Source organism: Chryseobacterium cucumeris, assembly GCF_001593385.1.
Classification (GTDB): Bacteria; Bacteroidota; Bacteroidia; order Flavobacteriales; family Weeksellaceae; genus Chryseobacterium; species Chryseobacterium cucumeris.
In genome coordinates, this window is the sequence record NZ_LUVZ01000046.1 from 133,211 (window position 1) to 159,141 (window position 25,931).

Here is a 25,931-nt window from a genome sequence, read left to right on the forward strand (position 1 = left end):
ATGCCTCCCGGAAAAAAAATTGTGGTGATTATTGGAAGTGCTTCGGCAAATTCCAGCAATCAGAAGCTGATGGAACAGGTGCTTGAAAAGACAGACAATACGGACTTTCAGATGTATGCTGATCTATCTTTTCTTCCCCATTTTGATACAGAATTAACGGATAATCATACTCCTGAAGAAGTTCTGAAAATCAAAGAAGATATTAAAAACGCTTCAGGTGTTATATTTTCCACACCAGAATATATTTTCAGTATCCCGGGCAGATTGAAAAATCTTTTGGAGTGGTGTGTTTCTACAACTGTATTTTCAGAAAAACCAGTTGCTGTGATTACCGCTTCTGCCAGTGGAGAAAGAGGTCACGAAGAGTTATTATTAATTTTAAAAACTCTTGGCGCTGTAACAGATGATAAACATCAGGCATTAATAAAAGGGATAAAAGGTAAATTTGACGGCAATGGCTTACTGGAAAGTAATACCTTTGTCAAAGTATCAAAATTAGTAACAGATTTTATAAGTTCTGTTTCATAATTAAAATTTAGAATATTGAATAAGAAAGGAATTTTACTAGTCAACCTCGGATCACCGAGATCAACTTCTGTAAACGACGTAAAGGAATATCTTGATGAATTTCTGATGGATGAAAGGGTGATTGATTACCGTTGGATCTTTCGTGCACTTCTTGTACAGGGAATCATTCTGAAAACAAGACCTGCAAAATCTGCTGAAGCCTATAAAACAGTTTGGACAGATGAAGGTTCTCCGCTGATTGTTATTACTAAACAAATTCAGAAAAAACTTCAGAAAGTGGTAGATGTTCCTGTGGAAATCGGAATGAGATATGCGCAACCAAGCATTGAAGCTGGTATCCAGAAACTGGTTGATCAGGGAGTCACTGAAATTGTTCTTTTTCCATTATATCCTCAATATGCAATGAGTACCACGGAAACCGTGATTGAAAAGGCGGAAGAAGTGAGAAAAAAGAATTTTCCAACTATAAAGATCAATTATATTCAGCCTTTCTACAACAGGGATATTTATATCAACTGTCTTGCAGAAAGTATTAAAGAAAAGCTTCCTGAAAATTTTGATGCCTTGCAGTTTTCTTATCACGGAGTTCCGGAAAGACATATTTATAAGACAGATCCCACCAAGACCTGTAACCTTAACGACTGTTGTTCCAGAGAAGATAATCCAAGTCATCAGTTCTGCTATCGTCATCAATGTTATAAAACGACACAGCTTGTCATTGATAAATTGAATTTACCTAAAGAAAAAACGATTGTTTCATTCCAGTCAAGATTAGGAAAAGACAAGTGGATTGAACCATATACAGACGAAACCCTGGAAACCATTGGTAAAAAGGGAATAAAAAACCTGGCTGTTGTATGTCCGGCATTTGTTTCCGACTGCCTTGAGACCCTGGAAGAGATTTCAGTAGAAGGAAAAGAACAGTTTATGCATGGCGGCGGTGAAAACTTCCATTATATTCCATGTCTGAATGACGAAGATCGATGGATTGAAGTGGTAAAAATACTTTGTGAAGAAAAACTGAATGATTTTTATTTAGTTTAATTCTTTTAGTTAAAAATATACAAAAGGCCGCAAGTTAATTCTTGCGGCCTTTTTGTTGAATATATTAAAAAGTTTGGTGCTATTTTTTAATAAGGTTTCCTGCTTTCTCTCCGTTTACTAATACAATATATACTCCCGGAAGAATATTGGAAGGCAATTGGATGTTAAGCTTATTGGCTCCATCAGTCATTTCTACTTTCTCAGAAATTTCTTTCTTACCTGTAAGGCTTACCAGTTCTACAATTCCTTTTCCAGCTTTCCCTTCAAAATTGATGGTAAATCTGTCTGTTGCAGGATTTGGACTTATGGTGTACAGAGCTGTATCTGCGGCTGCCACTTTTCCTGCCGGAGAAGTTCCACCACCTACGCCTACAGCATTCCATGCATTGGTAACCTGGGTTACTTCATTACTGCCTGCTCCATACAGATCTGCTGCTGCCTGAAGAGAATAGGTTCTTGCATTTGCATAGGTAGAAGAAGAAGTAAGATAAGTCGTTAATGTTCTGTAAGCAATTGCTCCGGCTTTATCCAGACCAATTCCTGAAACATTATAGGCAAAACCTTTGTCATTTGTACCAGAACCTCCTGTAACCAGCAGATAATACCAGAAGTTAAGGACACCTGAATTGGTATGAACTCCACAATAATCATTAGACTGGCTTGGTGTAACACAACCGGAAGTTGTAGTAGTTTTCCAGTAGGTTCCCATATAGGTATCCGGCTGGCTATAAGCATTTGGATTCGCCATATTTCTGATCACGTAGTTGAAATCCTCCCCCAGTGTCCAGCTTGCCTGTGTAGGTCTTGCCCAACGCTCAATGGTATTTCCGAAGATATCTGAGAAACCTTCATTCAATGCTCCGGATTCTCTCTGATAAGCAAGATTAGCTGTTTTAGAAGTCAATCCGTGTGTAATCTCATGACCACATACATCTATTGCTGTCAAAGGTTTTCCACCATTTGTTGTTGAACTTCCATCACCATAAGTCATTCTGGAACCATCCCAAAATGCATTGAAATAGTTTGTAGAATAGTGAACATAAGATTTAATAGCAAAATTATTATTATCAATACTCTTACGTCCATATTTTGTATAGAAATAATCCACTGTCATTTCTGCTCCCCAATGCGCATCGGTAGCATATTGGTCTTTATTGGTGTTCACATTATTCCAGTTATTATCTGTATCTGTGAAGTCTACTGCAGAAGCATAGCTGGTTCCTTTTTTCAGGTTGTACGTTTCTACTGAAGTTCCTGCATTTCTTCCGGTTTCTCTTAAGCGATAGCTTCCGTTATAAGAATCTGTGGTGATGCTACGTGTTCCGCTATATCCGGTAACTGCTGTTCCCGGGGTATTTACTTCATGAATGATTGCATCTACTCCTAATACTTTTCCATTTTTAGCATCTACAAAAACATATTGTCTGCTTAATGGCTTCTCCGCATAGATATCAAATTTATATGCCAGCCTTAAATCATTCAGCTTATCATCATCAGGATCTGAATAATATACTAATTCACCTTTAGGAGCATAGCTTGCATTGGGATCGCCTGTTTCTTTTTTAAGAAAATCTTCCTCTTCTTTATTTTTCCATTTATAGGCGTCAGCACCTACGAAGGATAAAGCACTCTGCAATGCTGCATTTTCAGCAAGACCGGCACTTTTGTCAAGCCCTTTCGGAACTTTAACAACCCATTTTCCGGACTGTCCTACAATTTTACCGTCTTTTGTCTGAACAGCCATCATTCCGTATTCTACAGGAATATCATTAACGGTCTGTTGAAATCTTTGAGTTTCAAAACCCAATGCATCTTTTTCCAGCCCCAGTTTGCGAGCTTGTCCCGGAGAAAGTCTCTGAGAAGTTTCGTCAAATAAAACAGGAGTTCCCTGATACGCAGGTGCATTTTTTTCAAATCTCATAAATTCAGCATGTAGTCCGCTTTTACCCGGAACTAATTTCGATGGAGTGTTTTGTCCAAACACAAAAGAGCAGGCAGCAACGCTTGCCACTAAGATAAATTTAGTTTTCATATTAATATTGGTTGATTGTGGTAACGAATTTATAAACTTTTCACAATAAAACAACAAAAACAATGAGTAAAATTCAATTGATATTATAAATCAATAAATAAAACACAATAATGATTTTAAAAAAAAGAAAATTATTTAAATATAATTTTTCCACAATGTTAATTTCATGTTAAAAAAATTAATTAAAATCAAAATTTTGTGAATTAATATTTTTCACTATGCAGTGCATTATATTATAAGAAAATTAGTCATAATATGAGATTTGAGAGAGTAATTCTTTCAATAAGGACAAAAAAATAGGACTATCTTAAGAGACAGCCCTATTTTTTATGTATATTTTAAATTATAATTACTTAACGTTTATTCGCAATGGGTGTTCTGAATTCTCCATATCCCATTAACCCATCATAATTTCTTCCAAATGGTGCATAATAAAGAAACGCCTGATAAAGATTTTCTGTCTGCCAGAAGTTACCGTTTACTTCTCCAAAATTCAAACCGTTTCCATCTTTTGTTACCAAAACATAGTTATAAAAACCTTGTTTAAGGAATATTTTTGCCACATATTGTTTGGTAGAAGCATTATACTGCATTTGATTTTCCTTACTGGGTTTAAAATTATTAAATCCTCCCAACACATAAATTTCTTTATCCACAGGATCGGAATCCAAGTAGAAATGTACCCATGAATAATCCGCTTCTCTTTCTGCATCTCTCTCTCTTCCTAAGTCGTTCCTTCTGTAATACCATGCTCCATTGACATCGGGTTGGTACTGATAGTTTAAAGGAAATGCCCATACCGGATGTAGATACGTCTGGTTGACATCATCTTTTATTTCGGTAGCACGCACCATATCCGCGGCCATATTCATATTTTTATTATCGAAATAATAAAACTCATTATCCCCAGGAAAAACAAGATTCATCTGCTGGAACAAAACCTGATTTCCTAAAACACTGCTCGGTTTAAGATTGGATATCACCATATTCGGGTTGTTATTTTGCATCACATTCATGGTAATTGAATTAACATTGGAAGAAATATCTCCGCCTTTCGGCGAAACATTCACTTCTACCCTCTGATTAAGATTTGGATTTTTTGCGTCTGCAAATCTTGAAATATTCAAGCCCACGGATGTTACATCTTCCACCAGATAAAATCGTTTTTTGAACAGAGGCTGATCTGCCGAATCTTTGTAGACAATCAGTTCATAATTCCCTGAGACTTTCAGCTGGATTTTATCATTCGGGAAAACAAGTTTATAGTGGGTATAAGCCTGTAACGTATTGAAAGAATACTGAAACTGATCCAGCAGTGCATTCATACTTCCGGTAGCAAATTCTGTAAAAAACAGATTATCTTCATTCCAGTTTCTGTCATAATGTTTGAATGTGTATCTATAGATCTGACTGCCATTCGTAAGATCATCAAAGCCCAGAACCAGTTGTTCGCCTATCTTAATGACCGGAGTTTCATCATTGGTCTGAGGATTGAACAGCTGAACACTTTGGATATTTTGTCCAAAAACCAGTCCGCCCAAAGAAAGTAAGAGTATTCGCAAAGTTTTCATTATGACGAAGATAACGAAAAATAGCCATTTTCTTAATAATATCGTATTTTTGAATAAAAAATATTCAGATATGCTTCAGATTCAAGGTTTCGTATTCAACTTTGCGAGCGAAAACACTTATATCCTTTATAACGAAAATAAAAATGCCTGGTTAATTGATCCGGGAAATATGAATGCTCAGGAAACTCAGGCTATTGATAACTTCATTACTGAAAAAGGACTGAAGATTCGGAAAATACTCCTGACCCATGCTCATATTGATCATGTATTGGGACTTCAATGGGCTTTTGATAAATTTAACGTACCTGTGAATATGCATCAGGAAGACCAGGAAGTACTGGATATGCTTCAGGCAAGCGGGATGAGATTCGGAATGCAGATCAATCCGGTAAAAGTGAATGTAGAATATATAAAGGAAGGTGATGAGCTTGATCTGGATGGAGAAAAATTCAAAATATATCATGTTCCGGGACATTCTCCAGGAAGTGTTGTTTATCATAATGAAAATCAGAAATTCATGATTTCCGGTGATGTTCTTTTTGAAGGAAGTATCGGAAGAACAGATCTGTATAAAGGAAATTATGATCAGCTGATTGAAGGAATTAAATCAAAACTTTTCATTCTGGATAATGATACCCAGGTTTTCTCAGGACATGGAAATCCTACATCGATTGGTTTTGAGAAACAGTATAATCCGTTTTTAAAGTAAAAAGGTTTGAGGGATTGAATTGTACCAACCCCTGAAATCAAAACTTATTGGAGCTGTATTTGATCCCATCGGGATCAACTGTTAGTAGAAAAAATGAGGCACCGGTAAAATAGAGATCCGCAGGACCGACCTGTTAATCTATGACGTAAATATTGTTTTCAATATATTTATCCTCTTTATCGGACAGTACTAGTAATAAAAACAAAACCGTCAGAAATTCTGACGGTTTTGTTTTTATTAAGAAATAGAGTCTAGAAATCCAGTGTGATTGATGCTCTGGCAGCTGCTCCTATAATAGGTCTTGCCATGATGATTCCGTCTCCATTGGGCGATCCTGCTCTTGGGTCTCCTTCTGTAATACCAATAGTGTTAAAGATATTGGTACCATCTACTGCAAAGCGTATTCTTCCTAACTGGTAAGACATTCCCGCTCCAAATTCTGTAAAAGAAGGTAGGGTCTGTACATTCTTCTCATCCTGGAAACGTTTTCCATAATAATTCATACTTACATAGGCTCTCCATGACTTGGTAATGTTCACCGCCGGTGAGATATTAAAATAAAACTTTGGCATTCTTCTTACCACATTTCCTTCAAGTACACTTCCGGCTTCAAGGTTTTTATATTTCGGGCTTTGAACGGTTCCATTGAATGCAACTTCTAAAATATTATTGAATAAACGGGCATATCCTTCAAATTCAACTCCATAGTTTTGGGTATTCGCAAAAGTATTTTCAGATTTTCCATCAGAGAAGATATCTGTAAATGAAAGATTATTCAAGGTAGAATAGAATGGAATCACCGCTATGTCAAAGGTACGCGAGTAATATTTATATCCAACTTCTAACTGATTGGTGGTTACTGATTTTAAAGGTTTGTCAGGGTTTGGAGTGGAGAAATAGTTGTAATAAGCTTCTTCATTCGGAGATCTGAAACCGTTGGAGAAACGAGCATACACCGCATTCTCTCTGTTGATTTTATAATTGGCAGCTAATGTAAAGGAAACTTTATCCACATTAAAGTTCCAATAGGTGTATTTATTTCCCAATACACTCATATTATCATCAGCCGTCGTCGTGTTGAAACCATGAGTTCCATCAGTTGTTAATCCAGAATTATTTAAATTAGAAGTGGTGGTATTGGCAAAATTTCCTTTGTAATAATCATGGCTGTAACGAAGGCCTCCATTTACACTTAAAGCATCGGTAATGTTATAGTCTAAGTTTACATAAAGATCATTCAAACTTCCCTGAGTCTGAGTTCTTCTTTGCAAAAATGTCATATCCATCACACCATTGTAGGTTTTAGAGTATCCGTCATCAGACGGGCTCATAGACGGGTTTACCAGATTTAAAAGTTCAGGTCTGTCTGTAGCAGTTGCCAGAACATTACTCCAGTTCCAGTATTGCTGAGATTTCCAGTTGGATTTATAAAAACCAGCCGTAACATTTCCTTTGTCAAATTTATAACTGAATTGTAAATCATTCACAAAATTATTCATCTGTTTGTCGATTGCCCAGAATCCTAATTTTTGTACATACTCAGGATTAACAACAGCTCCGTTGCTTACGAGAGAATACTGATAATTGCTCATTCCAAGCCCACCATCTTTCACGGCATCAGTAGCATATTTAGAAGCTAGCTTTGGACCTCCTGCAGGAAAAATCCCCGTATAATTCATATTGATATTGGTGTATCTCGTTTTGTTTAAAACACTGAAATTATTTCCAAGATCATATTTAAACTCTGCACCCAATGCATCTACTTTCGGATGGATTCCATCTTCAAGATTTCTGTTGAAAAATCCACCTCCGGCCTGTGGAATATTCAGCTGGCTGATGGCTCTGTAACTATATGTTCCGTAATTAGGATCAAATCCCTGGAATCCTTTCAGTTTATTTCCGTTCTGGATTAAAGGAATCGGAAGGAAGAATGTATTTCTGTCATCCAGTTTTTTGTAATATACTTTTACATAGCCTTTATCAAAGACATATTTCAGATTCATTCTGATTTGCCCCCCATTATTGGCTTTGAAACCTGTTTTTCTGATTCCGTCATCTGTTCTGTAAAAACCACCGACATTAAAAAACAATTTATCCTGAACCAAAGCGCCTCCTACATTCACATCGGTACGCATCAATCCGTAGGTACTGGTTTCAAGTTTCGCCGTACCTCTGAAATCATTGGTTCCTTCTCTGGTAATAAAGTTGATCAGACCTCCAGGTGAATTTGTTGCAAAAATAGAACCTGACCCTCCTCTCAACGCTTCCATACGGTTGACAGAATTGTCTACACGGAAAAAGTTGTCAGCATTGGCAAACTGAAGTGCTCCGTCTTCGAAAACCGGAAGACCGTCTTCCTGTACCTGTACAAATTCATAAGCTCCTGCAGAAGGAATTCCTCTTGCGAAAAGGTTGTTTCCTACTTCACCACCTGAAGTTTCCACCGCAAATCCCGGAACTCTTTGCAATAAAGCAGCAGCACTGATCGGGTTCTGTTTCTGAATTTCTTTGGAGCTAAATGTGGAAATTGCTGTACTGGATTCTATTTTTTTCTTTGGATTTGAGTTTCCTGTAATGACAATCTGATCGATGGAAGAAACTTTTGCAGAATCCTGCGGTGTTTCCTGGGCATAAGCATTATTAAAGTATAACGTAGCTGTTGCGGCGATTAAAAAGATCGATTTTTTTTTCATAGCCTTATTTTTTATTGTTAGTTTCAGTTCTGTTGTAATTGTAAATACACTCCATTGGTCCAACCGAATCCGTCCTGATTAGGGTATTCCCCTCCGCCTGCTATTGTTTCTGTGTCTAATGCATTGTATTTTTCCATCAGCTTTCCGGTGTTTTTGTAGACCCTTTCTACATTGGAACACCAGTTGTTTTTAATTTTTTCTGCCAGCTCATCAAAGCCGTAATTTTTCATTGCTTTAAATCCTAACCATTGATAAGGAGCCCACGCATTGGGAAGATCCCACTGCTGACCCGAGTTTTTAGTTGTAGTAACAAGACCACCCTGGTAAAGAAACTTTTCAGCAACAGCTTTAGCAACTGCCTCAGCCTGCTCCTGATCTGCAATTCCAAGGAATAAAGGGTAAAGAGCAGCAATATGTTCAGACGGTGTTTTTGTGTTTTTTTTAGTGTGATAATCTTTATAATTGTTAGTATTTCCATCCCAGAAATAGTTATTGATCATCTGTCTTCGGCTTGCTGCTCTTTCTGAAAAATAATTTTCTTTTTCACTCAGATTCTGAAGTGCTGAAGATTTCGCCAAAGTCATTTCCAAATGCCACAAAAGACAGTTCAAATCAACCTGGGCAAGATTCAGCGTTTCTATTGTCTGTATATTTTCTCCGTCTGCAAACCATCGGCTGGAAAAATCCCAACCCGATTCACAGGCGCTTCTTATATTTCTGTAAAATTCATCACCTGAAGCTTTCTCATGATCTTCAATATCGATCAGATAACTTTCGGGCCGTGGTGTATTTTCTGCATCGTAATAACGGTTCAGGATATCTCCCTCTGTTGTTTTTACCACTCTTTTTACACTGGACCCGTTTTCAAGTCCTTCTTCCCCATTCATCCAGAAAGCATATTCTTTCTCCAGTGTTTCGTGGTATTTCACATAAATCTCCTTGTCTCCTGTCGTTTCGAAAAGAAGATCCAGCATTAATGAAAAGTAAGGAGGCTGCGATCTGCTCAGGAAGTGAGTTCTGCTTGCATTCGGAACAAATCCTATATTTTGGATCAGATAAGAACAGTTTTCAATAATGTTTTCCATCATTTCTACTCTTCCCGAAACCTGTAATCCTAGCATGATAAAATAACTGTCCCAATAGAAAAACTCATTAAAACGACCACCCGGAACGACATAAGGCTTTGGCAATTTTAAAAGGGTCCCTTTTTCTTCATATGCTGTACGGGTGAGTTCATCCCACAACTTTTCGATATGTTCACCAATAGGGAGCTGATCTTGTCTCTGAACAGAAACTCTTGCTCCTAAAAAGTCAAAATGAGTCATCACAAAATCTTTCAGATCAAAACCTTCCGTATTTTTGGATTGTTCATAATCCTCATTGATCTTTGCAATGGGAAAAAGAGGAACTGCATCCGTCATCATTTTCTGATCCTCAAAAATTTCAGATCTCTGTACATTATCAAACAGACTTTGAATTTCGTTTATATAAAGCTGATTACTCATTGTTATTTTTTAGGATTAATTTTTAATTTATTCATGAACACTGCCGAAGTGATCAGTAATGAAAGCGGAATCAGAGAAAGGTAAAATGCCCGCTGCCCGCTGAACTCCTGAAATACAAAACCGGTAATGATAGAACCTATCGTTCCCCCGATTGCTGAGAAAACAACGATCAATCCTGACATCGCACTGTGCAGATATTTAGGGATTGATGCCAGAATCACAGAATTAATGCTTGGATAAATTGGTGCCAGCAAACCTCCCATCAAAGGAAATAAATACACGACCAAAGGAGCATTCAACCAGTTTGTATTTGTATCAATATGAATATTATGGGTCAAGGGCAAAACCAGCAATAAACTGATAGCAAAACCTACCACACAGAAAGAGACTACATAGATCCAGCTGAATTTTTTAGAGAAGAATCCCGATAAAAATCTTCCCAAAGCAAAAGCTCCCGCTAAAACCGCTCCCGCCTGAATACTCATAGAGGTAGGCACTTTTAAAATCTCTTTATAAAATGTGGGCGTCCACGTTTGAAAGCTCTGCTCTACCAATACAAAAAGGAAAGCGCATAATAAAAAACATAATACTTTTTTATAGCTGAATAAGCTTACACTATTTTTTAAATCTCCCAAGAGATCTGTTTTATCACTTTTAGCTTCCTGTTCGTTCAGTTTTGAAAAGAATAAAAATAAAAAAGACAAACTTGAAAGTCCTCCCAGCACCCAATACACATTCAGCCATTCAGTAGATTTCGGATTATGATCATCTATATATAAACTGAATAAAACATTTCCAGCCAGTACTCCGATCATAAAAAACCCTTCCAGAAATCCCATAAAACTGGAATGTTCTTTATCTGTTTCCGTTACCAGCCCGATAGAAGTAAAAACCGATATTTTGATTAATGCAAATGAAACTCCTACGGTTGCAAATAGTAACTTGAATACCCAGAAGTCATTGGTAAAAGGCATTACAAAACACATGCAGCTTACCAGCAATAAAGCAATCAGCATTGATTTTTTGATTCCTATCTTCGGAAGAAATGAAGCCAGAATGAAAGAACATATGGCGATTGGAAGATCTTTGAAGCCTTCCAGAACGCTTGCCGAAGATTTTGAAATCCCAAAATTCTGCTGTACCTGTAGAATGACTGTTCCTACAGAATTCAGAAGAATGGCAAAGACAAAATAGTTTAAAAATAAAACGGCCTTGATGTTAAGATTTTTCATTCAGGTGATTTCTTGTTGGCTAAGATAGAAGCATTTCTGTTAACGATAATTTAACACAGTAAATCAATATTTGAACTATATTAATATATTTAGTATTTTTAGTGAATAAATATGATTAATTAGATGAAAGTTACTTTTGAAAGGGTAATCCCTAATGAAAAGAGCTCATTCCGCACCATTCATAATAATTCTCCCATTTCAGAATTCAAATGGGAGTATCATTATCATCCCGAAATTGAGCTGGTATGTGTTATTTCCGGGAATGGAACCCGTCACGTGGGTTATCATAAAAGTAATTATACGAACGGAGATCTGGTATTAATCGGGTCCAATATTCCCCACTCCGGATTCGGTCTGAATTCTATTGATCCGCATGAAGAAATTGTACTTCAGTTCAAAGAAGAAATCCTTCAGTTTCCCGAGCAGGAAGTAGAATCGAGATCTATTAAAAACCTGTTGGAACTTTCAAAGTACGGGATTCATTTTCATCATAAAGTAAAAAAGGTAATGCTTCCCAGGCTGAAACTGATGCTGGAATCAGAAGGCTATAAAAGATACTTATTGCTGTTGGAAATTCTTTTTGAACTTTCAAAATGTGAGGATTATGATCTTTTAAACAAGGAAATCATGCCCTACACCATTATTTCTAAAAATAAAACCCGTCTTGAGAATATATTTACCTATGTAGAACATCATTACGACAAGGAAATTGATATTGAAGAAGTAGCAAAACTAGCTAACCTGACTTTACCAGCTTTCTGTAATTTCTTTAAAAAAGCAACCCAGATTACGTTTACAGAGTTTGTGAACCGCTATAGAATTAATAAAGCCTGTCTGCTGATGGCGCAGGACAGATCTATTTCAGAATGCAGCTACCAGTGTGGCTTTAATAATGTGACCTATTTTAACAGGATGTTTAAAAAATATACGGGGAAGACTCCTTCAGAATTTATCAGGAATTATTCTCATAGCAATGTTAATGTAGATATAAAGACTGAAAAGGAGACTAAAGCTAAAATAAGTTTTTAATAGAAGACTTCTACCAGAGTGACAGACTGTGTGGATAATAGGTGAACTATGTTGCAAGAAACAAAAAAGCCACTCCAAAAGAGCAGCTTTGTATTATTGAGTAATAATTAGTGATTATCTAAAATTATTTCCATTTAATATTGCATCCCATGCTAGGTCTCTGAATTTCTTCCTGAGGTTCTCCAGCCAAAAGATTTTCAAAAGCAATAATCAGATCTTCTCCGGTTACATCTTTATTATTTCCAGGTCTTGAATCATCCATCTGACCTCTGTATACAAGGTCAAGCTTATCATCAAAGAAATAAAAATCCGGTGTACAAGCTGCATCATAAGCTTTTGCTACTGCCTGGCTTTCATCAAACAGATAAGGGAAATCAAATCTTCTTTCAATCTGGAATTCGATCATTTTTTCCGGAGAGTCTGCCGGATATTTTTCAATATCATTCGCATTGATGGCGATGAATTCAATTCCACGCTCGTTATAATCTTCGTACAATTCATTGATCTTATCAATCACATGAAGAACAAACGGACAATGGTTGCACATAAAGATCACCAAAGTACCTTTTTCTCCTTTCAGCTCTTCCAAAGACTGAAGTTCATTCGTTTTTGACGGGTTAGGAAGTTCAAAAAACGGAGCTTTTGTTCCTAATGCCAGCATATTTGAGGGAGTATTCATATCCTTATTTCTTTACCGGCAAAGATAATTATTTCTTTTGTTAATTAGGAAGAAGACATTTTCATTTTTAATAGGTAAGGAAGCTGGAGGATGAAGATTGTTAGCCCTCAAAAATAGTTATAGTCAAATTCTATTATTATATTATTTACCTTCAAAATAACTTCCAGCACCCATTCTTCCAGCTTCCAGCCTTTAATTAATCTTCTTTAAAAAGCAGACGAACCTATAAAACTTACAATATCCCTTGGAAGTTATATTAAAAAGTTTGTAGTTTTGCTAACGCTGTTAGTAAATAAAAATCATGGGTCTACATGAACGCCGTCAACGAGAAAAAGAATCCATCCGTGCAAATATTTTGCAGGCTGCTTTTACGTTGGCTAAAACTGAAGGCTGGGGTTCGCTTTCTATGCGCAAGATAGCAGATGCTATTGAGTATAGCGCTCCCGTTGTATATGATTATTTTGAAAATAAAGAAGCTATTCTATTTGAAATTTCTTTAGATGGCTTTCATAAGTTACACATTGAACTGTTAAAAGCTCAGCAGAAGCACGATACTCCGGAAGAGCAGCTTGTTGCCATTGTGGATGCGTACTGGAACTTTGCTTTTAAAAATAAGGAATATTACCAGCTTATGTTTGGTCTTGGAATGCAATGTTGTGGAAAAGGACAGATGAAAAAAGAATTCTCATCATTCCAGGAACTTATTTATGAATGTACTTATGAGATTATAAAGAAAAACGGATCCAATCCGGACAATGCCTGTCATATGTCTCATGCTCTGTTTTCTGCCGTACATGGAATGATCTCTATTATGATGATGCGTACAGCTGATATCCCTTCAACAATGAATAAAACGACTTTGGACGAAACTGTTTCGGCTTTTATTAAGTCTTTATAGATTTTTTTTGAATTAAAAATTAACACCGTTAGGAAAATTAACACTGAATTAATATATATATTTCCTGTTAATCCTGACTAAAAACTCAAACATTTATGAAGCCATTCATTATTTTAAGTTGTTAAAATTAGTGATTTTTGTCTACTAATTAACACTGTTAGTAAAATTAACACACCTTACACCATCATTATACACTTCAATACATTAAAAAAATTTCAATTATGGAAGCAATCGACCTCATCGGACATTAAAAATTCTGTAATTTTTTTTGAACAAATCATTAACACTGTTAGGAAAAAATACAGCATTTATCAAAACATTTTTTTACTTACCTCTAACACTTCATTAAAAAAATTAAACCAACAATGAAATTACCTGGAAAAACAAGGTTTATTGTACTTATTGCAAGTATAATTCTTTTACAGAGCTGCACAAAAGCCGCAGAAGGAACCAATGCCGCACCTCCAGCTCCAGAACTTCCGGTTTATACCGTTATCACCTCACCCGCTACTACATATCAGGAATTCCCAACTGCTTTGGAAGGGAAAAACAACGTAGAAATCAGATCTCAGGTAGATGGATACCTTGACAGAATCTACGTAGAAGAAGGAGCATATGTAAGAGCAGGACAACCGTTATTCAAAATAGATTCAAGAAGTTATGGCGAACAGATGAATATGGCTCAGGCTAATCTTCAGGCGGCCAATGCCAATATTCAAAAAGCAAGAGTAGAAGTAGACAGACTTCAGCCGCTGGTGGCTGCCAAAGTAGTTTCTGATGTACAGCTTAAAACCGCAAAAGCCAATTATGAAGCGGCTGTAGCAGCAGCTGCACAAGCGAGAGCCTCTGTAGGAAGCGCCAGAATCAACGTAGGATTTACAACCATTACAGCTCCTGTAAGCGGCTATATAGGAAGAATTCCTTACAAAAAAGGAAGTCTGATTTCAAGAACAGATGTGAATCCATTGACATTACTATCTGATATCAGTGAAATCTATGCCTATTTCTCTCTGAGTGAACTTGATTTCATTGCTTTCCAGAATAAATATCCGGGAGCAAGCTTAGAAGAAAAACTGAAAAATATGCCCATGGTAGATCTAGTGATTGCCGACAACAGTACTTACCCTGAAAAAGGAAGATTAAGCATTGTAGACGGCCAGTTTGACAAAACTACCGGAGCCATCAGTGTACGTGCCGTTTTTCCTAATGCCAACGGAACTTTAAGAACCGGAAATACAGGAAGAGTACGTATGCCACAGCTGATTTCTAATGCAGTCGTAATTCCTCAGGAATCAACCTTCGAAATTCAGGATAAAACCTATGTTTATGTAATGGGTAAAGACCAGAAGGTAACCGGGAGACCGATCAAAATATCAGGAAAAACGGATAGCTATTATTTTATTTCTGAAGGGCTTAAGCCTGGAGAAAAAATTGTATTCACGGGAATTGGAAACCTGAAAGACGGTGCTTCCATCAAGCCGAAAAATATTTCTTCGGACAGCTTGTTAAAAGCAAAACCATTATAGTTCTTTCCGAATACAGAAGACTTAAAAAAATAAACTTCTTATGTTAAAACAATTTATAGAAAGACCAGTCCTTTCAACGGTCATCTCCATAATACTCTTATTATTGGGAGCTTTGTCTCTCTTTAATCTACCGATTGCCCTTTTCCCGGACATCGCTCCACCAAGCGTTCAGGTAACGGCATTCTACCCTGGAGCCAATGCTGAGGTCGTAGCCCGTTCGGTAGCCACTCCTATTGAGGAAGCTGTAAACGGAGTTGAGAACATGACTTATATGACCTCAAACTCCAGTAACGACGGTACCATGACCCTGAGTGTTTTCTTCAAACAGGGTGCCGATGCAGACAATGCGGCAGTAAACGTACAGAACCGTGTATCGAAAGCGATGAGCCAGCTGCCTCAGGAAGTGGTACAGGCCGGGATCTCAACCCAGAAGGTTCAGAACAGTATGATTATGTTCATGGGACTGACCAGTGAAGATGCAAAACAATATGATGAATTATTCCTTCAAAACTATCTGAAGATCAATGTTATTCCACAGATACAGCGTATTCCGGGGGTAGCACAGGCTCAGGTATTCGGGACAAGGGATTATTCCATGAGAATCTGGCTGAAACCGGATCGTCTGGCAGCCAATAATCTTTCGCCTCAGGAAGTTTTGGGAGCCATTAAAGACCACAACCTTGAAGCTGCTCCGGGCCGTCTTGGACAGGGAAGTAAGGAAACCTACGAGTATATCCTTAAATATAAAGGAAAACTGAATAAGGGTGAAGACTATGAAAACATCGCCATCAAAGCAAACAGTGATGGATCTTTCTTAAGATTAAAAGATGTTGCAAGAGTAGAATTCGGTTCTTATACCTATACTGCGACCAACAGGGTAGACGGAAAACCGGTTGCCGGATTTGCTATCCTGCAGACAGCCGGATCCAATGCCAACGAAATCCTTACGGAAATTGAAAAGCAGGTGAAAGTAATGGAAACCACTCTTCCAAAAGGAGTGAAGCCAATCATCATGTACAACTCTAAAGACTTCCTGGATGCTTCTATCCATCAGGTTGTGGAAACACTTGTTATCGCCTTCATCTTGGTATTTATTGTAGTATTTATTTTCCTTCAGGATTTCAGATCTACCTTAATTCCGGCTATTGCCGTACCCGTTGCGATTATAGGAACCTTCTTCTTCCTGCAGTTATTTGGTTTCAGTATCAATATGCTTACGTTATTTGCATTGGTACTCGCCATTGGTATTGTAGTGGATGATGCCATTGTGGTGGTGGAAGCCGTCCATTCTAAAATGGAACAGACAGGAATGCCTGTAGAGCATGCTACCATGCACTCGATGAGTGAAATTTCAGGAGCCATTATTTCCATTACACTGGTAATGTGTGCCGTGTTTATTCCGGTTGGTTTCATGCAGGGGCCTGCAGGAGTTTTCTACAGACAGTTTGCTTTCACATTGGCGATTGCGATTTTAATTTCAGCGGTTAATGCATTAACATTGAGCCCTGCATTATGTGCGATGTTCTTAAATGATCCTCAGGGAGAACATGGGGAGCACGGTCATAAAAAAGGTTTTGGAGCAAGGTTCTTCAATGCTTTCAATGCGAGCTTCAACAGCATGACCAGAAAATATATTTACAGCCTTAAGTTTTTAATTAAAAACAAATGGGTTGCGATAGGAGGTCTTGTTATCATCACAGCAGCAAGTGTATTTTTAATCAAGAAAGCGCCGTCAGGATTCATTCCTACGGAAGACCAGGGATTCGTATTATATGCAGTGAATACTCCTCCGGGAAGTTCACTGGAAAGAACCCACAGAGCTACGGCTCAAATTGATAAAATTATCAACGGTGAAAAAGCAACCAACCACCTTTGGGTAGCGGACGGGATGAACTTCATCAGTAATGCCAACGCATCTCCCTATTCTGCAGGTTTCATCAAGCTTAAAGATTATGACAAGCGTGGTGAAATGAAAGATCCCGATCAGATTGCAGCAACGTTGACAGGTAAGGTAAGTCAGGTGAAAGATGCCCACGCATTCTTCTTCAACTTCCCTACTGTACAAGGTTTCGGTAACGTTTCCGGATTTGAATTCATGCTTCAGGACAAAACGAATGGTTCTTTTGAACAGTTGGGAACAACCACTCAGCAGTTTATCGGAGAGCTTATGAAAAGACCTGAAATTGCTTTTGCCTTCACAACGTATGCCGCAGGAAACCCTCAGTATACTATTGATGTGGATACTGATAAAGCTAACCAGCTGGGCGTTTCTGTAACAGAACTGATGCAGACCATGCAGATTTATTTCGGAAGCAGCTTTGTATCAGATTTCAACAGATTCGGGAAGTATTACAGAGTAATGGCTCAGGCAGATATTCCTTACCGTACGGATGTTAATTCACTCGAAGGAATCTATGTAAAAAATAAATCGGGAGAAATGGTTCCTGCCAAAACTCTGGTTACTCTAAAAAGATCTTTCGGTCCTGAAACAGTAACAAGAAATAACCTTTTCAATGCTGTTACGATTAACGGAACTCCGAAACCTGGTTACAGTACCGGAGATGCCATCAAAGCGGTTGAAGAGGTTGCTCAACAGTCACTCCCAAGAGGATATGGATATGAGTGGACAGGGATTACCCGTGAAGAAATTAAAACAAGCGGACAGACTGCCTTTATTTTCTTCTTAAGTATTCTATTCGTTTACTTCTTACTGGCAGCTCAATATGAAAGTTATATCCTTCCTTTTGCGATTATTCTTACCATTCCTACAGGTATTTTCGGAGTATTTGCCTTCACAGGATTAGCAGGAATTGATAACAATATTTACGTTCAGGTAGGATTGATCATGCTTGTGGGACTATTGGCTAAGAATGCCATCCTGATTGTAGAATTTGCTGTACAGAGAAGAAAGGCAGGTAAAACACTGATAGAATCTGCACTTCAGGCATCAAGATTACGTTTAAGACCGATCTTAATGACCTCTTTTGCCTTCATCGTGGGAATGCTTCCACTGGTATGGACGCAAGGTGCTTCTTCAAAAGGAAACCACTCTATCGGTTACAGTACCGTAGGAGGAATGCTTACAGGGGTAATCTTCGGGATCTTTATCATTCCGGTAATGTATGTAGTGTTCCAGTACCTGCATGAAAAAATGCCAAGCAGAAAAAAGAAAAGACTTCTGAAAAAACAAATGGAGGAAGAACTTTTAGCTGCTAGTCACTAATAAAAAAATGAATGACAAAAACTTAGAGAAAATTTTAAGATCATAGGTTTACCTATTTACCTGCCTGTTCTTAATGGTTTTAAAAACTAACTATTTTCTCCTACTAAAGAAATTTTTGCATCAACAGAAACCTCTCTAAGTTTTGTCTTCAATTAAAAGTTTAAAAACTATGAAACGAGTAAAAAATATTATTCTAACATTTGTGCTGGCCATCGGCTCTGTTTCGTGTGTGTCTAAACTGGCCTACACGGAGCCTGAGCTTCCACTTCCGGAAAAGTTCCAGTACACTGCCACTGCAGACACAGCCAGTATAGCTAACCTGGAGTGGAAACAGTTTTTCAGTGATCCTATTTTACAGGGACTGATTGAAAAAGGAATTAAAAATAATTATGATCTTCAGATTGCCTTAAAGCAGGTGGCTGCTTCACAGGAAAAACTGAAACAGGCAAAATATATGCAGTATCCGGATGTTGGGTTCGGAGTAAGCGGACAGATTTCAAGACCATCCAAAAACAGCATGAACGGGCAAAGCTTAAATTTATTTTTAGGTTCAAGCCATGTTGAAGACTATAACGCAGCCTTCAATCTTTCATGGGAAGCAGATATCTGGGGAAAAATCAAAAACCAGCAGGAAGTTTCAAGAATGCAGTATCTTCAGACGTATGAAGGTTCAAAAGCAGTTCAGACTCAGGTAGTAGCAGCTATTGCACAAGGGTATTATAATTTGTTAATGCTTGACAGACAATTGGCTATTGCAAAATCCAACCTGGAACTGACCAGCAATACCCTTTTAATGACCCAAAAAATGTGGGAAAGCGGCGATAATACTTCTTTGGGAGTTCAGCAGGCCGCAGCACAGAAACAGGCTACAGAACTTCTGATAGCCCAGCTGGAGCAGAATATTGCCATCCAGGAAAATGCACTGAGTATTCTGGTTGGAGAACTTCCCAATAAAGTCGACAGAACCATTGAAATGTCTGATACTTCACTGCCTCAAAACATTACTGCAGGACTTCCGGCAGCTATGGTAAGCAGAAGACCAGACGTTCGTCAGCAGGAACTGGTTTTATTAGAATCCAATGCGATGGTAGGAATTGCTCAGGCAAATATGTATCCTGCATTGAAAATTACTGCGAATGGTGGAGTAAATTCATTCAAATTTGATAACTGGTTCCAGATTCCGGCTTCGTTATTCGGATCGGTTTTAGGAGGAATTACCCAGCCTATTTTTCAGAAAAGACAATTGAAAACAGATCTGGAAGTAGCCAAAATTCAAAGAGAAAAAAATGTACTTGCATTCCGTCAATCAGTATTAAATGCCGTGGGAGAAATTTCTGATGCTTTGGTTTCCAATGAAAACTTAAAAGTTCAGGAACAAAAAGCGACAGAACAGGCAACTACACTAAAAGATGGAATTAAAAGTGCACAACTTCTTTACAAAGGAGGTTCAGCCAATTACCTGGAAGTGATTACAGCACAGGGGAATTCCCTACAGGCAGAGTTGAATCTGGCTTCCATAAAAAGACAGAGATTAAGCAGCATTGTAGATTTATACAGAGCTTTAGGCGGCGGTTGGAAGTAGTAAATTAAATTATATTTGTTTTAATATGCGGTTCTTTTCAGAGCCGCATTTTTTGTATTGTTTCTGTTTATCTACAATATGAATTTAAACTTGGATTCCTAAGGAATGACACAGTGTATGGATAAATGAAGCGTCCGGTTTGTCATTCTGAATGGAACAAAGTGGAATGAAGAATCTTTAAAAACAATCGATGAGATTCTTCCTTCGTCAGAATGACAAACTAAGTGCTTAATTTATTCCTGAAATTGCTCAGCAATCCATTTTAACAGAGCCTCAAAGTCTTTCTGAGAATATCCCAACTGTAAATAATGAATATCGTCCGCCTTTCTGTACCATGTCAATTGGCGTTTTGCATATCTGCGGCTGTTCTTTTTAATTTCCGAAACCGCAAAATCAAGATCCCATTCTCCATCAAAATATTTGAACAGTTCAGCGTAACCTACAGTATTCAAAGCTGTCAACCCTTTGAATTTCTCAAGACTTTTCACCTCATCCAGCAAGCCGTTCTCCATCATGATATCCACTCTGCGGTTAATTCTTTCATATAATTCTTCCCTTGGAGCTTCTATCCCGATTCTGATGACATTAAAATCTCTTCCATTTTGAGAAACCGAAATATGTTCAGAATATTTTTTATCCGTCTGCCAGATAATATCAATAGCTCTCAACAGCCTGCGGTGATTGTGAATATCCACCACACTGAAATATTCAGGATCCAGTTCTTTTAAAATCTCCTGAAGTTTTTCTATTCCCTCCTGCTCCATCATATTTTGAAGCTTTTCCTGGTTTTCAGCATTGGCTTCCGGAAGATCATGCAGACCTTCTATCACCGCTTTTTCATACATCATGCTTCCTCCAACAAGAATTACCGTGTCATGAGCAGTAAAAAGTTCATTGAGTTTCTGAAGAGCATCTTCTTCATACTGCCCGATAGAATAATACTCTTCCACTGAAAGATTTCCAATAAAATGATGAGGTGCCTGCCCCAGTTCTTCTTCCGAAGGGGCTGCCGTTCCTATTTTCATTTCTTTAAAAAACTGACGGGAATCACAGGAAATAATCTCCGTATTGAAATGTTTCGCCAAATCAATTGCCAATCTCGTTTTTCCAATTCCGGTGGGTCCTACTACAGAAATTAAATTTTTCTTTTTCACAGCGCTAATTTACGAAAATGGGTTTATTTAATTTGCTGGAAGATGGAAGCCTGAGGTTGGAGGTTAATTAAATCTCATTATATATTTACAACAACCTTCCAGCTTCTCGCCTCCATCTTCCAGCCATTCAACATTAGTTAAACTATAGACTTAAATGTTTATCTTTGTAGAACAATAAAAAACTATGATTTTATCAATGACCGGATTCGGTAGAGCCGAAGATGTTTTTGAAGGAAAAAAAATTACTATTGATATTAAATCTCTGAACAGCAAGAGCTTTGATTTAAATATTAAAATTCCTTTACGTTATAAAGAAAAAGAATTTGAAATCAGAAAAATTCTTAACGATAGAATTATCCGTGGAAAAGTAGACTGCTACGTTAATATCGAGAATCTTGAAGAGTCCAACGATGTAAAAATCAATAAAAACTTAATTGACTCTTATATTAACGAACTTAAAAACATAGCTTCTGACGGTCCCAATTTCGAATACCTTAAAATGGCAGTAAGACTTCCTGATGCCATCACTTCAAGACCTGACGAATTAACGGAAGGTGAATGGGAAGCTCTGGCTAAGATTGTCAATAATGCCGTAGACAGATTCGAAGAATTCAGAAGAACTGAGGGTGGTATCTTACACGAAGAACTCAACAGAAATATTCAGAATATCGACAAATATCTTAGCGAAGTGATTCCTTTTGAAGAAGAAAGAATTGTAAGCGTGAAAGAACGTTATCAGAAATCTTTGAAAGAATTTGAAAATGTTGATGAAACACGTTTCTATCAGGAAATGGCCTATTTCACTGAAAAACTTGATATTTCTGAAGAAAAGGTAAGACTTGCCCAACACCTGAAATATTATAAAGAAGTAATGGACAATGAATCTTTCAACGGAAAAAAACTGGGATTTATTTCTCAGGAAATCGGAAGAGAAATCAATACACTGGGTTCTAAAGCCAATCACGCAGAAATCCAGAAACTGGTGGTAATGATGAAAGACGACCTTGAAAAAATAAAAGAACAAACGTTAAACGTATTGTAATGATAGATACGAGGTGCGAGTTGTGTGGTTGTTATTTCTAATAATGGAACACCAAACTCGAAACCCGTAACCCGAAACCCAAAAAAATGGATAAAGTAATTATATTTTCAGCACCATCAGGGAGCGGAAAAACTACATTGGTAAAGCATTCACTGGAGACATTTCCTCAACTGGAATTTTCAATCTCATGTACGACAAGACAGCCAAGAGGAAGTGAAGTACATGCCGTAGATTATCATTTTCTGACACCGGAGGAGTTCAGACAGAAAATTTCCGAAGATGCTTTTGTAGAATATGAAGAAGTTTATACTGACAAATATTACGGTACTTTAAAATCTGAAGTGGAGAAAATCTGGAATCAGGGAAAAGTAGTTATTTTTGATGTAGATGTAAAAGGAGGAATTTCGTTAAAAAAATATTTCGGTGATAAAGCGCTGTCTATTTTTATAGAACCGCCTTCCATTGAAGAATTGGAACGAAGATTGATCTCCAGAAACACAGATGATGCAGAAACCATAAAAACCCGTGTCGCAAAGGCAGAAGAAGAAATGACCTACGCCAGCGGGTTTGACAAGATCGTGATTAATGAAGATCTTGATGCAGCTAAAAAAGAAATAGAAAGTTTAATAAAAAGTTTTATCAGTAATTAATGGCTGGAAGATGGAAGAAGGAGGATGGGAGTAAAATACTACACTCAAAATCTAACTTCTAATTTCTAACCTCTAGCTTCTGATCATAAAAAATTGAGGTTGATATGAGTACCGAAACATTAGAAAAAGCTAAATCTGCAATTCCTGTCAGAGGATTTCTGGATATAAAAGATATTGCTATTCCTCAGGGTGAAGAATTGGTGAAGGCCATTCTCAAACTAAAAGAAGAAAAAAATGCGGTTATTCTTGCCCATTATTACCAGCCCGGAGAAATTCAGGACATCGCAGATTTCCTTGGAGATTCTTTACAGTTGGCAAGACAGGCTAAAGATACCAATGCTGACATGATTGTATTCTGTGGAGTACATTTCATGGCAGAAGCCGCAAAAATTCTTAATCCAACTAAAAAAGTAGTTCTTCCTGATACCATGGCCGGATGCTCTCTGGCAGATGGTTGTTCCGGAGAAGGACTGAGAAAAATGCGTGAGCAGCACCCGAATGCTTTAATTGCCACTTACATCAACTGTAATGCAGAAACTAAAGCTGAAAGTGATATTATCGTTACAAGTTCAAACGCTGAAACAGTGATTGAAGCACTTCCGAAAGACAGACCCATCATTTTTGCACCTGACAAAAACCTGGGAAGATACCTTTCTAAGAAAACAGGCCGCGATATGATCCTTTGGGATGGAAGCTGTGTGGTACACGAAGCATTTTCAATGGAAAGAATTGCCCAGCAATTGGCTGACAATCCGGATGCAAAACTGATTGCACACCCTGAAAGCGAAGAAGCAGTTTTAAAACTGGCCCATTTTATCGGTTCCACTTCTGCCCTTTTGAACTATGTAGAAAAAGATGACTGCCAGAAATTCATCATCGCTACAGAAGAAGGAATTCTTCACGAAATGAGAAAACGTGCGCCTCACAAGGAACTGATTCCTGCATTGGTTTTTGATGAAAGCTGTAATTGTTCAGAATGTTTCTATATGAAACGTAATACCATGGAAAAGCTGTATTTATGTATGAAATATGAGCTTCCAGAAATTCTTATCGACGAAGAATTAAGATTAAAAGCATTAAAACCTATTGAAGCGATGCTTGATCTTTCCAAAAGCATAAAATAATTTTTTTATCACGAATATTTATTATATTTAAAACTTAAACTAATAATAAATATGAAAAATCTAAAAAAATTAGACAGAAGAAGTCTTAAAAATGTAAACGGAGGAAGTAACATATGTAACTTAAACTGCGAAATACATGAAACCTGCGGAGCGGGATGTAATGGAGAATTAATCTGCGTACCCAGAGGAATGTATATTCCGGATAACTGTTAAAAAATAAAGCACTGTTTTTACAGTGCTTTTTTATTTTTATTATGCAGTGATTGCAACAAAGCAATCTGCACTCACAACAACGCACATTCTGCAATTTTCGGACAATGTCCAATATGCATCGCACGAAGGATCACTGGAAGAGCCTGGTCCAAAAACCAGATGGGTAGGACAACCATCACAACTTGATATACCAGCACCTTTCATTTGTTCCAAATCTCTTCTGTTCAGTTTCTTTAATTTTTTCATAAAGTCAAATTATCTTTTAAGAAACTCCTCCGTCCACACATTCCATACTTACCAGAACACACATCTTGCAGTGGTCAGGAAGTCCCTGATAAGCAGAGCATGGATATTGATATTCAGGTCCATCTCCAAACGTAGCATTTTGAGGACACCCTGCACATCTTGAAGGACCTGCTGCTCCATTTAATTGTTCAAGTTCTTTTCTGTTTAATTTTTTTAGATTTTTCATAGTAGTTTTAAATTAAATTTTGATTTTATGTTCTTATAACAAATTGATGGTTTTTACATACTATTTTTCTAGCCTTCGAGAACCATACAGCTGCCTGGAATGGATGGATCATAAGGAAAAAGATAAAGACAAACTTTACGTCCTTTGAGATCTGTGCATATTGCACAACCTTTCGGTCCACAATCAAGATCTACCGCACAGCTGTCTCCTGTCCCTCCAATGATAGCTCTTAAGCTTTCTCTGTTTAATTTTTTTGAATTTTTCATAGTACTTTAATTTTTAAATTGAGTTTAGTCTATTCAATACTACAGCATTGGTGCATAGCAGGTTCCTCCCGGCTTCAGCCAGCATCCCCAATTCCCGCCTCCACGGAAACAAACAAACTGCTCGCCTCCACAGGCTTCAATCTGAATATCAGTGAAACCACCTTTGATGTTCTTCTTGTCTTCCCTTGATAATTTTTTAATTGTTTTCATATGGTAATAATTTTGGTATTCTGTAATAATGAATTCATGATGTAAATCAGTAAGGACCAAAGCATTCAAAGCTTACTAACACTCTTCCTTTACAGCACTCAGGTAATGCATAATAATCAGCACATGACCTTGGCTCGCCTGGTCCGTATGGGCCGGCAGGACAATTCTCAAAACAGTTATTCACATCTCCTCCACTGATTGATTTCAGATTTTTTCGGTTTAATTTCTTAAAATTTTTCATGATTAATTTCTTATTAGTTAATATTATAAATGTAACATTTTTAATCAATTACACCAAAATATATCTCATAAAAAGGAAATATAATTTTATTTTGTTAAAAACTTGTCTGTTTCAAAATTATTTGTACATTTGTTCTGTTACAATGAATTTTTTAAGAAACATATCTGATATTTCTGCTCTGAAATCACTTATTTCAGGCATATCTTCTGTTTCTACATTCGGCACTACAACAATTACCCCATAACGGGGTAGATTTTCACATATTATTCCCGGTACCCGTACTCTTTTTTTCAAAGAGTAACCATTTC

The 25,931-nt window shown here is 37.4% G+C and carries 24 protein-coding genes; 12 read left to right on the plus strand and 12 right to left on the minus strand.

Annotation, left to right across the window (positions count from 1 at the left end):
* Positions 1-528 carry an NADPH-dependent FMN reductase gene (locus A1704_RS22395; RefSeq protein ID WP_062676216.1) on the plus strand — a complete coding sequence of 176 codons (528 nt, stop codon included), beginning with the start codon at positions 1-3 and terminating at the stop codon, positions 526-528.
* A 15-nt stretch (positions 529-543) separates the two neighbouring features.
* Complete coding sequence (gene hemH / locus A1704_RS22400) at positions 544-1,572, plus strand: ferrochelatase (protein WP_062676217.1); 1,029 nt, start codon at positions 544-546, stop codon at positions 1,570-1,572.
* A 79-nt stretch (positions 1,573-1,651) separates the two neighbouring features.
* Here hemH and A1704_RS22405 read toward each other — a convergent pair whose 3' ends face one another.
* Both A1704_RS22405 and A1704_RS22410 read right to left on the minus strand, forming a co-directional pair.
* On the minus strand, positions 1,652-3,604 hold the full coding sequence (locus tag A1704_RS22405) for a M4 family metallopeptidase (protein ID WP_062676218.1): 1,953 nt from the start codon (positions 3,602-3,604) through the stop codon (positions 1,652-1,654).
* A gap of 353 nt (positions 3,605-3,957) precedes the next feature.
* Entirely contained in the window at positions 3,958-5,175 is a 1,218-nt protein-coding gene (locus A1704_RS22410) for a type IX secretion system plug protein (RefSeq protein WP_062676219.1), read from the minus strand.
* A 70-nt stretch (positions 5,176-5,245) separates the two neighbouring features.
* Here A1704_RS22410 and A1704_RS22415 point away from each other — a divergent pair, with 70 nt between their 5' ends.
* On the plus strand, positions 5,246-5,884 hold the full coding sequence (locus A1704_RS22415; RefSeq protein WP_062676308.1) for an MBL fold metallo-hydrolase: 639 nt from the start codon (positions 5,246-5,248) through the stop codon (positions 5,882-5,884).
* A 251-nt stretch (positions 5,885-6,135) separates the two neighbouring features.
* Here A1704_RS22415 and A1704_RS22420 read toward each other — a convergent pair whose 3' ends face one another.
* The 3 genes from A1704_RS22420 to A1704_RS22430 are packed head-to-tail and all read right to left on the minus strand — an operon-like array spanning position 6,136 to position 11,314.
* A complete protein-coding gene (locus A1704_RS22420) occupies positions 6,136-8,577 on the minus strand; it encodes a TonB-dependent receptor (protein WP_062676220.1) in 2,442 nt (813 codons plus the stop codon).
* 23 nt (positions 8,578-8,600) lie between these two features.
* On the minus strand, positions 8,601-10,082 hold the full coding sequence (locus A1704_RS22425; protein ID WP_062676221.1) for a trehalase family glycosidase: 1,482 nt from the start codon (positions 10,080-10,082) through the stop codon (positions 8,601-8,603).
* A gap of 2 nt (positions 10,083-10,084) precedes the next feature.
* The gene (locus tag A1704_RS22430; protein ID WP_062676222.1) at positions 10,085-11,314 is read right to left on the minus strand and encodes an MFS transporter; all 1,230 of its coding nucleotides are present in this window, start codon (positions 11,312-11,314) and stop codon (positions 10,085-10,087) included.
* Positions 11,315-11,437: 123 nt separating this feature from the next.
* Here A1704_RS22430 and A1704_RS22435 point away from each other — a divergent pair, with 123 nt between their 5' ends.
* Positions 11,438-12,343 carry an AraC family transcriptional regulator gene (locus tag A1704_RS22435; protein ID WP_062676223.1) on the plus strand — a complete coding sequence of 302 codons (906 nt, stop codon included), beginning with the start codon at positions 11,438-11,440 and terminating at the stop codon, positions 12,341-12,343.
* Between the two features lie 124 nt (positions 12,344-12,467).
* Here A1704_RS22435 and A1704_RS22440 read toward each other — a convergent pair whose 3' ends face one another.
* Complete coding sequence (locus tag A1704_RS22440) at positions 12,468-13,022, minus strand: thioredoxin family protein (protein WP_002976725.1); 555 nt, start codon at positions 13,020-13,022, stop codon at positions 12,468-12,470.
* Positions 13,023-13,323: 301 nt separating this feature from the next.
* Between A1704_RS22440 and A1704_RS22445 the strand changes: the two genes are divergently transcribed.
* From A1704_RS22445 to A1704_RS22460, 4 genes are all read left to right on the plus strand, one after another.
* Positions 13,324-13,920, plus strand: a complete 597-nt coding sequence (locus A1704_RS22445) for a TetR/AcrR family transcriptional regulator (RefSeq protein WP_034694942.1) — start codon at positions 13,324-13,326, stop codon at positions 13,918-13,920.
* 365 nt (positions 13,921-14,285) lie between these two features.
* Positions 14,286-15,446 carry an efflux RND transporter periplasmic adaptor subunit gene (locus A1704_RS22450; protein ID WP_062676224.1) on the plus strand — a complete coding sequence of 387 codons (1,161 nt, stop codon included), beginning with the start codon at positions 14,286-14,288 and terminating at the stop codon, positions 15,444-15,446.
* Between the two features lie 40 nt (positions 15,447-15,486).
* Positions 15,487-18,669 carry an efflux RND transporter permease subunit gene (locus tag A1704_RS22455; protein WP_062676225.1) on the plus strand — a complete coding sequence of 1,061 codons (3,183 nt, stop codon included), beginning with the start codon at positions 15,487-15,489 and terminating at the stop codon, positions 18,667-18,669.
* A 169-nt stretch (positions 18,670-18,838) separates the two neighbouring features.
* On the plus strand, positions 18,839-20,251 hold the full coding sequence (locus A1704_RS22460) for an efflux transporter outer membrane subunit (RefSeq protein ID WP_062676226.1): 1,413 nt from the start codon (positions 18,839-18,841) through the stop codon (positions 20,249-20,251).
* 233 nt (positions 20,252-20,484) lie between these two features.
* Here A1704_RS22460 and miaA read toward each other — a convergent pair whose 3' ends face one another.
* On the minus strand, positions 20,485-21,405 hold the full coding sequence (miaA, locus tag A1704_RS22465; RefSeq protein WP_062676227.1) for a tRNA (adenosine(37)-N6)-dimethylallyltransferase MiaA: 921 nt from the start codon (positions 21,403-21,405) through the stop codon (positions 20,485-20,487).
* A 184-nt stretch (positions 21,406-21,589) separates the two neighbouring features.
* Between miaA and A1704_RS22470 the strand changes: the two genes are divergently transcribed.
* From A1704_RS22470 to A1704_RS24595, 4 genes are all read left to right on the plus strand, one after another.
* Positions 21,590-22,447: a YicC family protein gene (locus A1704_RS22470; RefSeq protein ID WP_082798853.1), complete on the plus strand. Its 858-nt coding sequence runs from the start codon at positions 21,590-21,592 to the stop codon at positions 22,445-22,447.
* Positions 22,448-22,533: 86 nt separating this feature from the next.
* Positions 22,534-23,097, plus strand: coding sequence for a guanylate kinase (gene gmk / locus A1704_RS22475; RefSeq protein ID WP_062676229.1), 564 nt, complete (start codon positions 22,534-22,536; stop codon positions 23,095-23,097).
* A 104-nt stretch (positions 23,098-23,201) separates the two neighbouring features.
* Entirely contained in the window at positions 23,202-24,221 is a 1,020-nt protein-coding gene (nadA, locus tag A1704_RS22480; RefSeq protein ID WP_034694934.1) for a quinolinate synthase NadA, read from the plus strand.
* Between the two features lie 51 nt (positions 24,222-24,272).
* Entirely contained in the window at positions 24,273-24,434 is a 162-nt protein-coding gene (locus tag A1704_RS24595; protein WP_157885796.1) for a bacteriocin-like protein, read from the plus strand.
* Positions 24,435-24,696: 262 nt separating this feature from the next.
* On the opposite strand, the gene A1704_RS22490 is transcribed toward A1704_RS24595, so the two are convergent.
* The 5 genes from A1704_RS22490 to A1704_RS24610 form a co-directional block, all read right to left on the minus strand.
* Entirely contained in the window at positions 24,697-24,906 is a 210-nt protein-coding gene (locus A1704_RS22490) for a bacteriocin-like protein (protein WP_062676231.1), read from the minus strand.
* A 68-nt stretch (positions 24,907-24,974) separates the two neighbouring features.
* Positions 24,975-25,172, minus strand: coding sequence for a hypothetical protein (locus tag A1704_RS22495; protein WP_062676232.1), 198 nt, complete (start codon positions 25,170-25,172; stop codon positions 24,975-24,977).
* 39 nt (positions 25,173-25,211) lie between these two features.
* Positions 25,212-25,382 (minus strand): bacteriocin-like protein, encoded by a 171-nt coding sequence (locus tag A1704_RS24600; RefSeq protein WP_157885797.1) that lies wholly within the window; start codon positions 25,380-25,382, stop codon positions 25,212-25,214.
* Between the two features lie 46 nt (positions 25,383-25,428).
* The gene (locus tag A1704_RS25140) at positions 25,429-25,623 is read right to left on the minus strand and encodes a bacteriocin-like protein (protein ID WP_062676234.1); all 195 of its coding nucleotides are present in this window, start codon (positions 25,621-25,623) and stop codon (positions 25,429-25,431) included.
* Positions 25,624-25,740: 117 nt separating this feature from the next.
* Positions 25,741-25,917 carry a hypothetical protein gene (locus A1704_RS24610; protein ID WP_157885798.1) on the minus strand — a complete coding sequence of 59 codons (177 nt, stop codon included), beginning with the start codon at positions 25,915-25,917 and terminating at the stop codon, positions 25,741-25,743.
* Positions 25,918-25,931: the final 14 nt, after the last annotated feature.

What these genes read in the sequence shown, in the direction of transcription:
- A1704_RS22430 (WP_062676222.1), bottom strand. Translation starts at nt 11,314, where the DNA reads ATGAAAAATCTTAACATCAAGGCCGTTTTATTTTTAAACTATTTTGTC.
- A1704_RS22410 (WP_062676219.1), bottom strand. Translation starts at nt 5,175, where the DNA reads ATGAAAACTTTGCGAATACTCTTACTTTCTTTGGGCGGACTGGTTTTT.
- A1704_RS22450 (WP_062676224.1), top strand. Translation starts at nt 14,286, where the DNA reads ATGAAATTACCTGGAAAAACAAGGTTTATTGTACTTATTGCAAGTATA.
- gmk (WP_062676229.1), top strand. Translation starts at nt 22,534, where the DNA reads ATGGATAAAGTAATTATATTTTCAGCACCATCAGGGAGCGGAAAAACT.
- A1704_RS24595 (WP_157885796.1), top strand. Translation starts at nt 24,273, where the DNA reads ATGAAAAATCTAAAAAAATTAGACAGAAGAAGTCTTAAAAATGTAAAC.
- A1704_RS24600 (WP_157885797.1), bottom strand. Translation starts at nt 25,382, where the DNA reads ATGAAAACAATTAAAAAATTATCAAGGGAAGACAAGAAGAACATCAAA.
- A1704_RS22490 (WP_062676231.1), bottom strand. Translation starts at nt 24,906, where the DNA reads ATGAAAAATCTAAAAAAATTAAACAGAAAAGAACTTGAACAATTAAAT.
- A1704_RS22415 (WP_062676308.1), top strand. Translation starts at nt 5,246, where the DNA reads ATGCTTCAGATTCAAGGTTTCGTATTCAACTTTGCGAGCGAAAACACT.
- A1704_RS22435 (WP_062676223.1), top strand. Translation starts at nt 11,438, where the DNA reads ATGAAAGTTACTTTTGAAAGGGTAATCCCTAATGAAAAGAGCTCATTC.
- A1704_RS22495 (WP_062676232.1), bottom strand. Translation starts at nt 25,172, where the DNA reads ATGAAAAATTCAAAAAAATTAAACAGAGAAAGCTTAAGAGCTATCATT.
- A1704_RS22440 (WP_002976725.1), bottom strand. Translation starts at nt 13,022, where the DNA reads ATGAATACTCCCTCAAATATGCTGGCATTAGGAACAAAAGCTCCGTTT.
- A1704_RS22445 (WP_034694942.1), top strand. Translation starts at nt 13,324, where the DNA reads ATGGGTCTACATGAACGCCGTCAACGAGAAAAAGAATCCATCCGTGCA.
- A1704_RS22470 (WP_082798853.1), top strand. Translation starts at nt 21,590, where the DNA reads ATGATTTTATCAATGACCGGATTCGGTAGAGCCGAAGATGTTTTTGAA.
- A1704_RS22455 (WP_062676225.1), top strand. Translation starts at nt 15,487, where the DNA reads ATGTTAAAACAATTTATAGAAAGACCAGTCCTTTCAACGGTCATCTCC.
- nadA (WP_034694934.1), top strand. Translation starts at nt 23,202, where the DNA reads ATGAGTACCGAAACATTAGAAAAAGCTAAATCTGCAATTCCTGTCAGA.
- A1704_RS22460 (WP_062676226.1), top strand. Translation starts at nt 18,839, where the DNA reads ATGAAACGAGTAAAAAATATTATTCTAACATTTGTGCTGGCCATCGGC.
- A1704_RS22395 (WP_062676216.1), top strand. Translation starts at nt 1, where the DNA reads ATGCCTCCCGGAAAAAAAATTGTGGTGATTATTGGAAGTGCTTCGGCA.
- A1704_RS22405 (WP_062676218.1), bottom strand. Translation starts at nt 3,604, where the DNA reads ATGAAAACTAAATTTATCTTAGTGGCAAGCGTTGCTGCCTGCTCTTTT.
- A1704_RS22420 (WP_062676220.1), bottom strand. Translation starts at nt 8,577, where the DNA reads ATGAAAAAAAAATCGATCTTTTTAATCGCCGCAACAGCTACGTTATAC.
- A1704_RS22425 (WP_062676221.1), bottom strand. Translation starts at nt 10,082, where the DNA reads ATGAGTAATCAGCTTTATATAAACGAAATTCAAAGTCTGTTTGATAAT.
- A1704_RS25140 (WP_062676234.1), bottom strand. Translation starts at nt 25,623, where the DNA reads ATGAAAAATTTTAAGAAATTAAACCGAAAAAATCTGAAATCAATCAGT.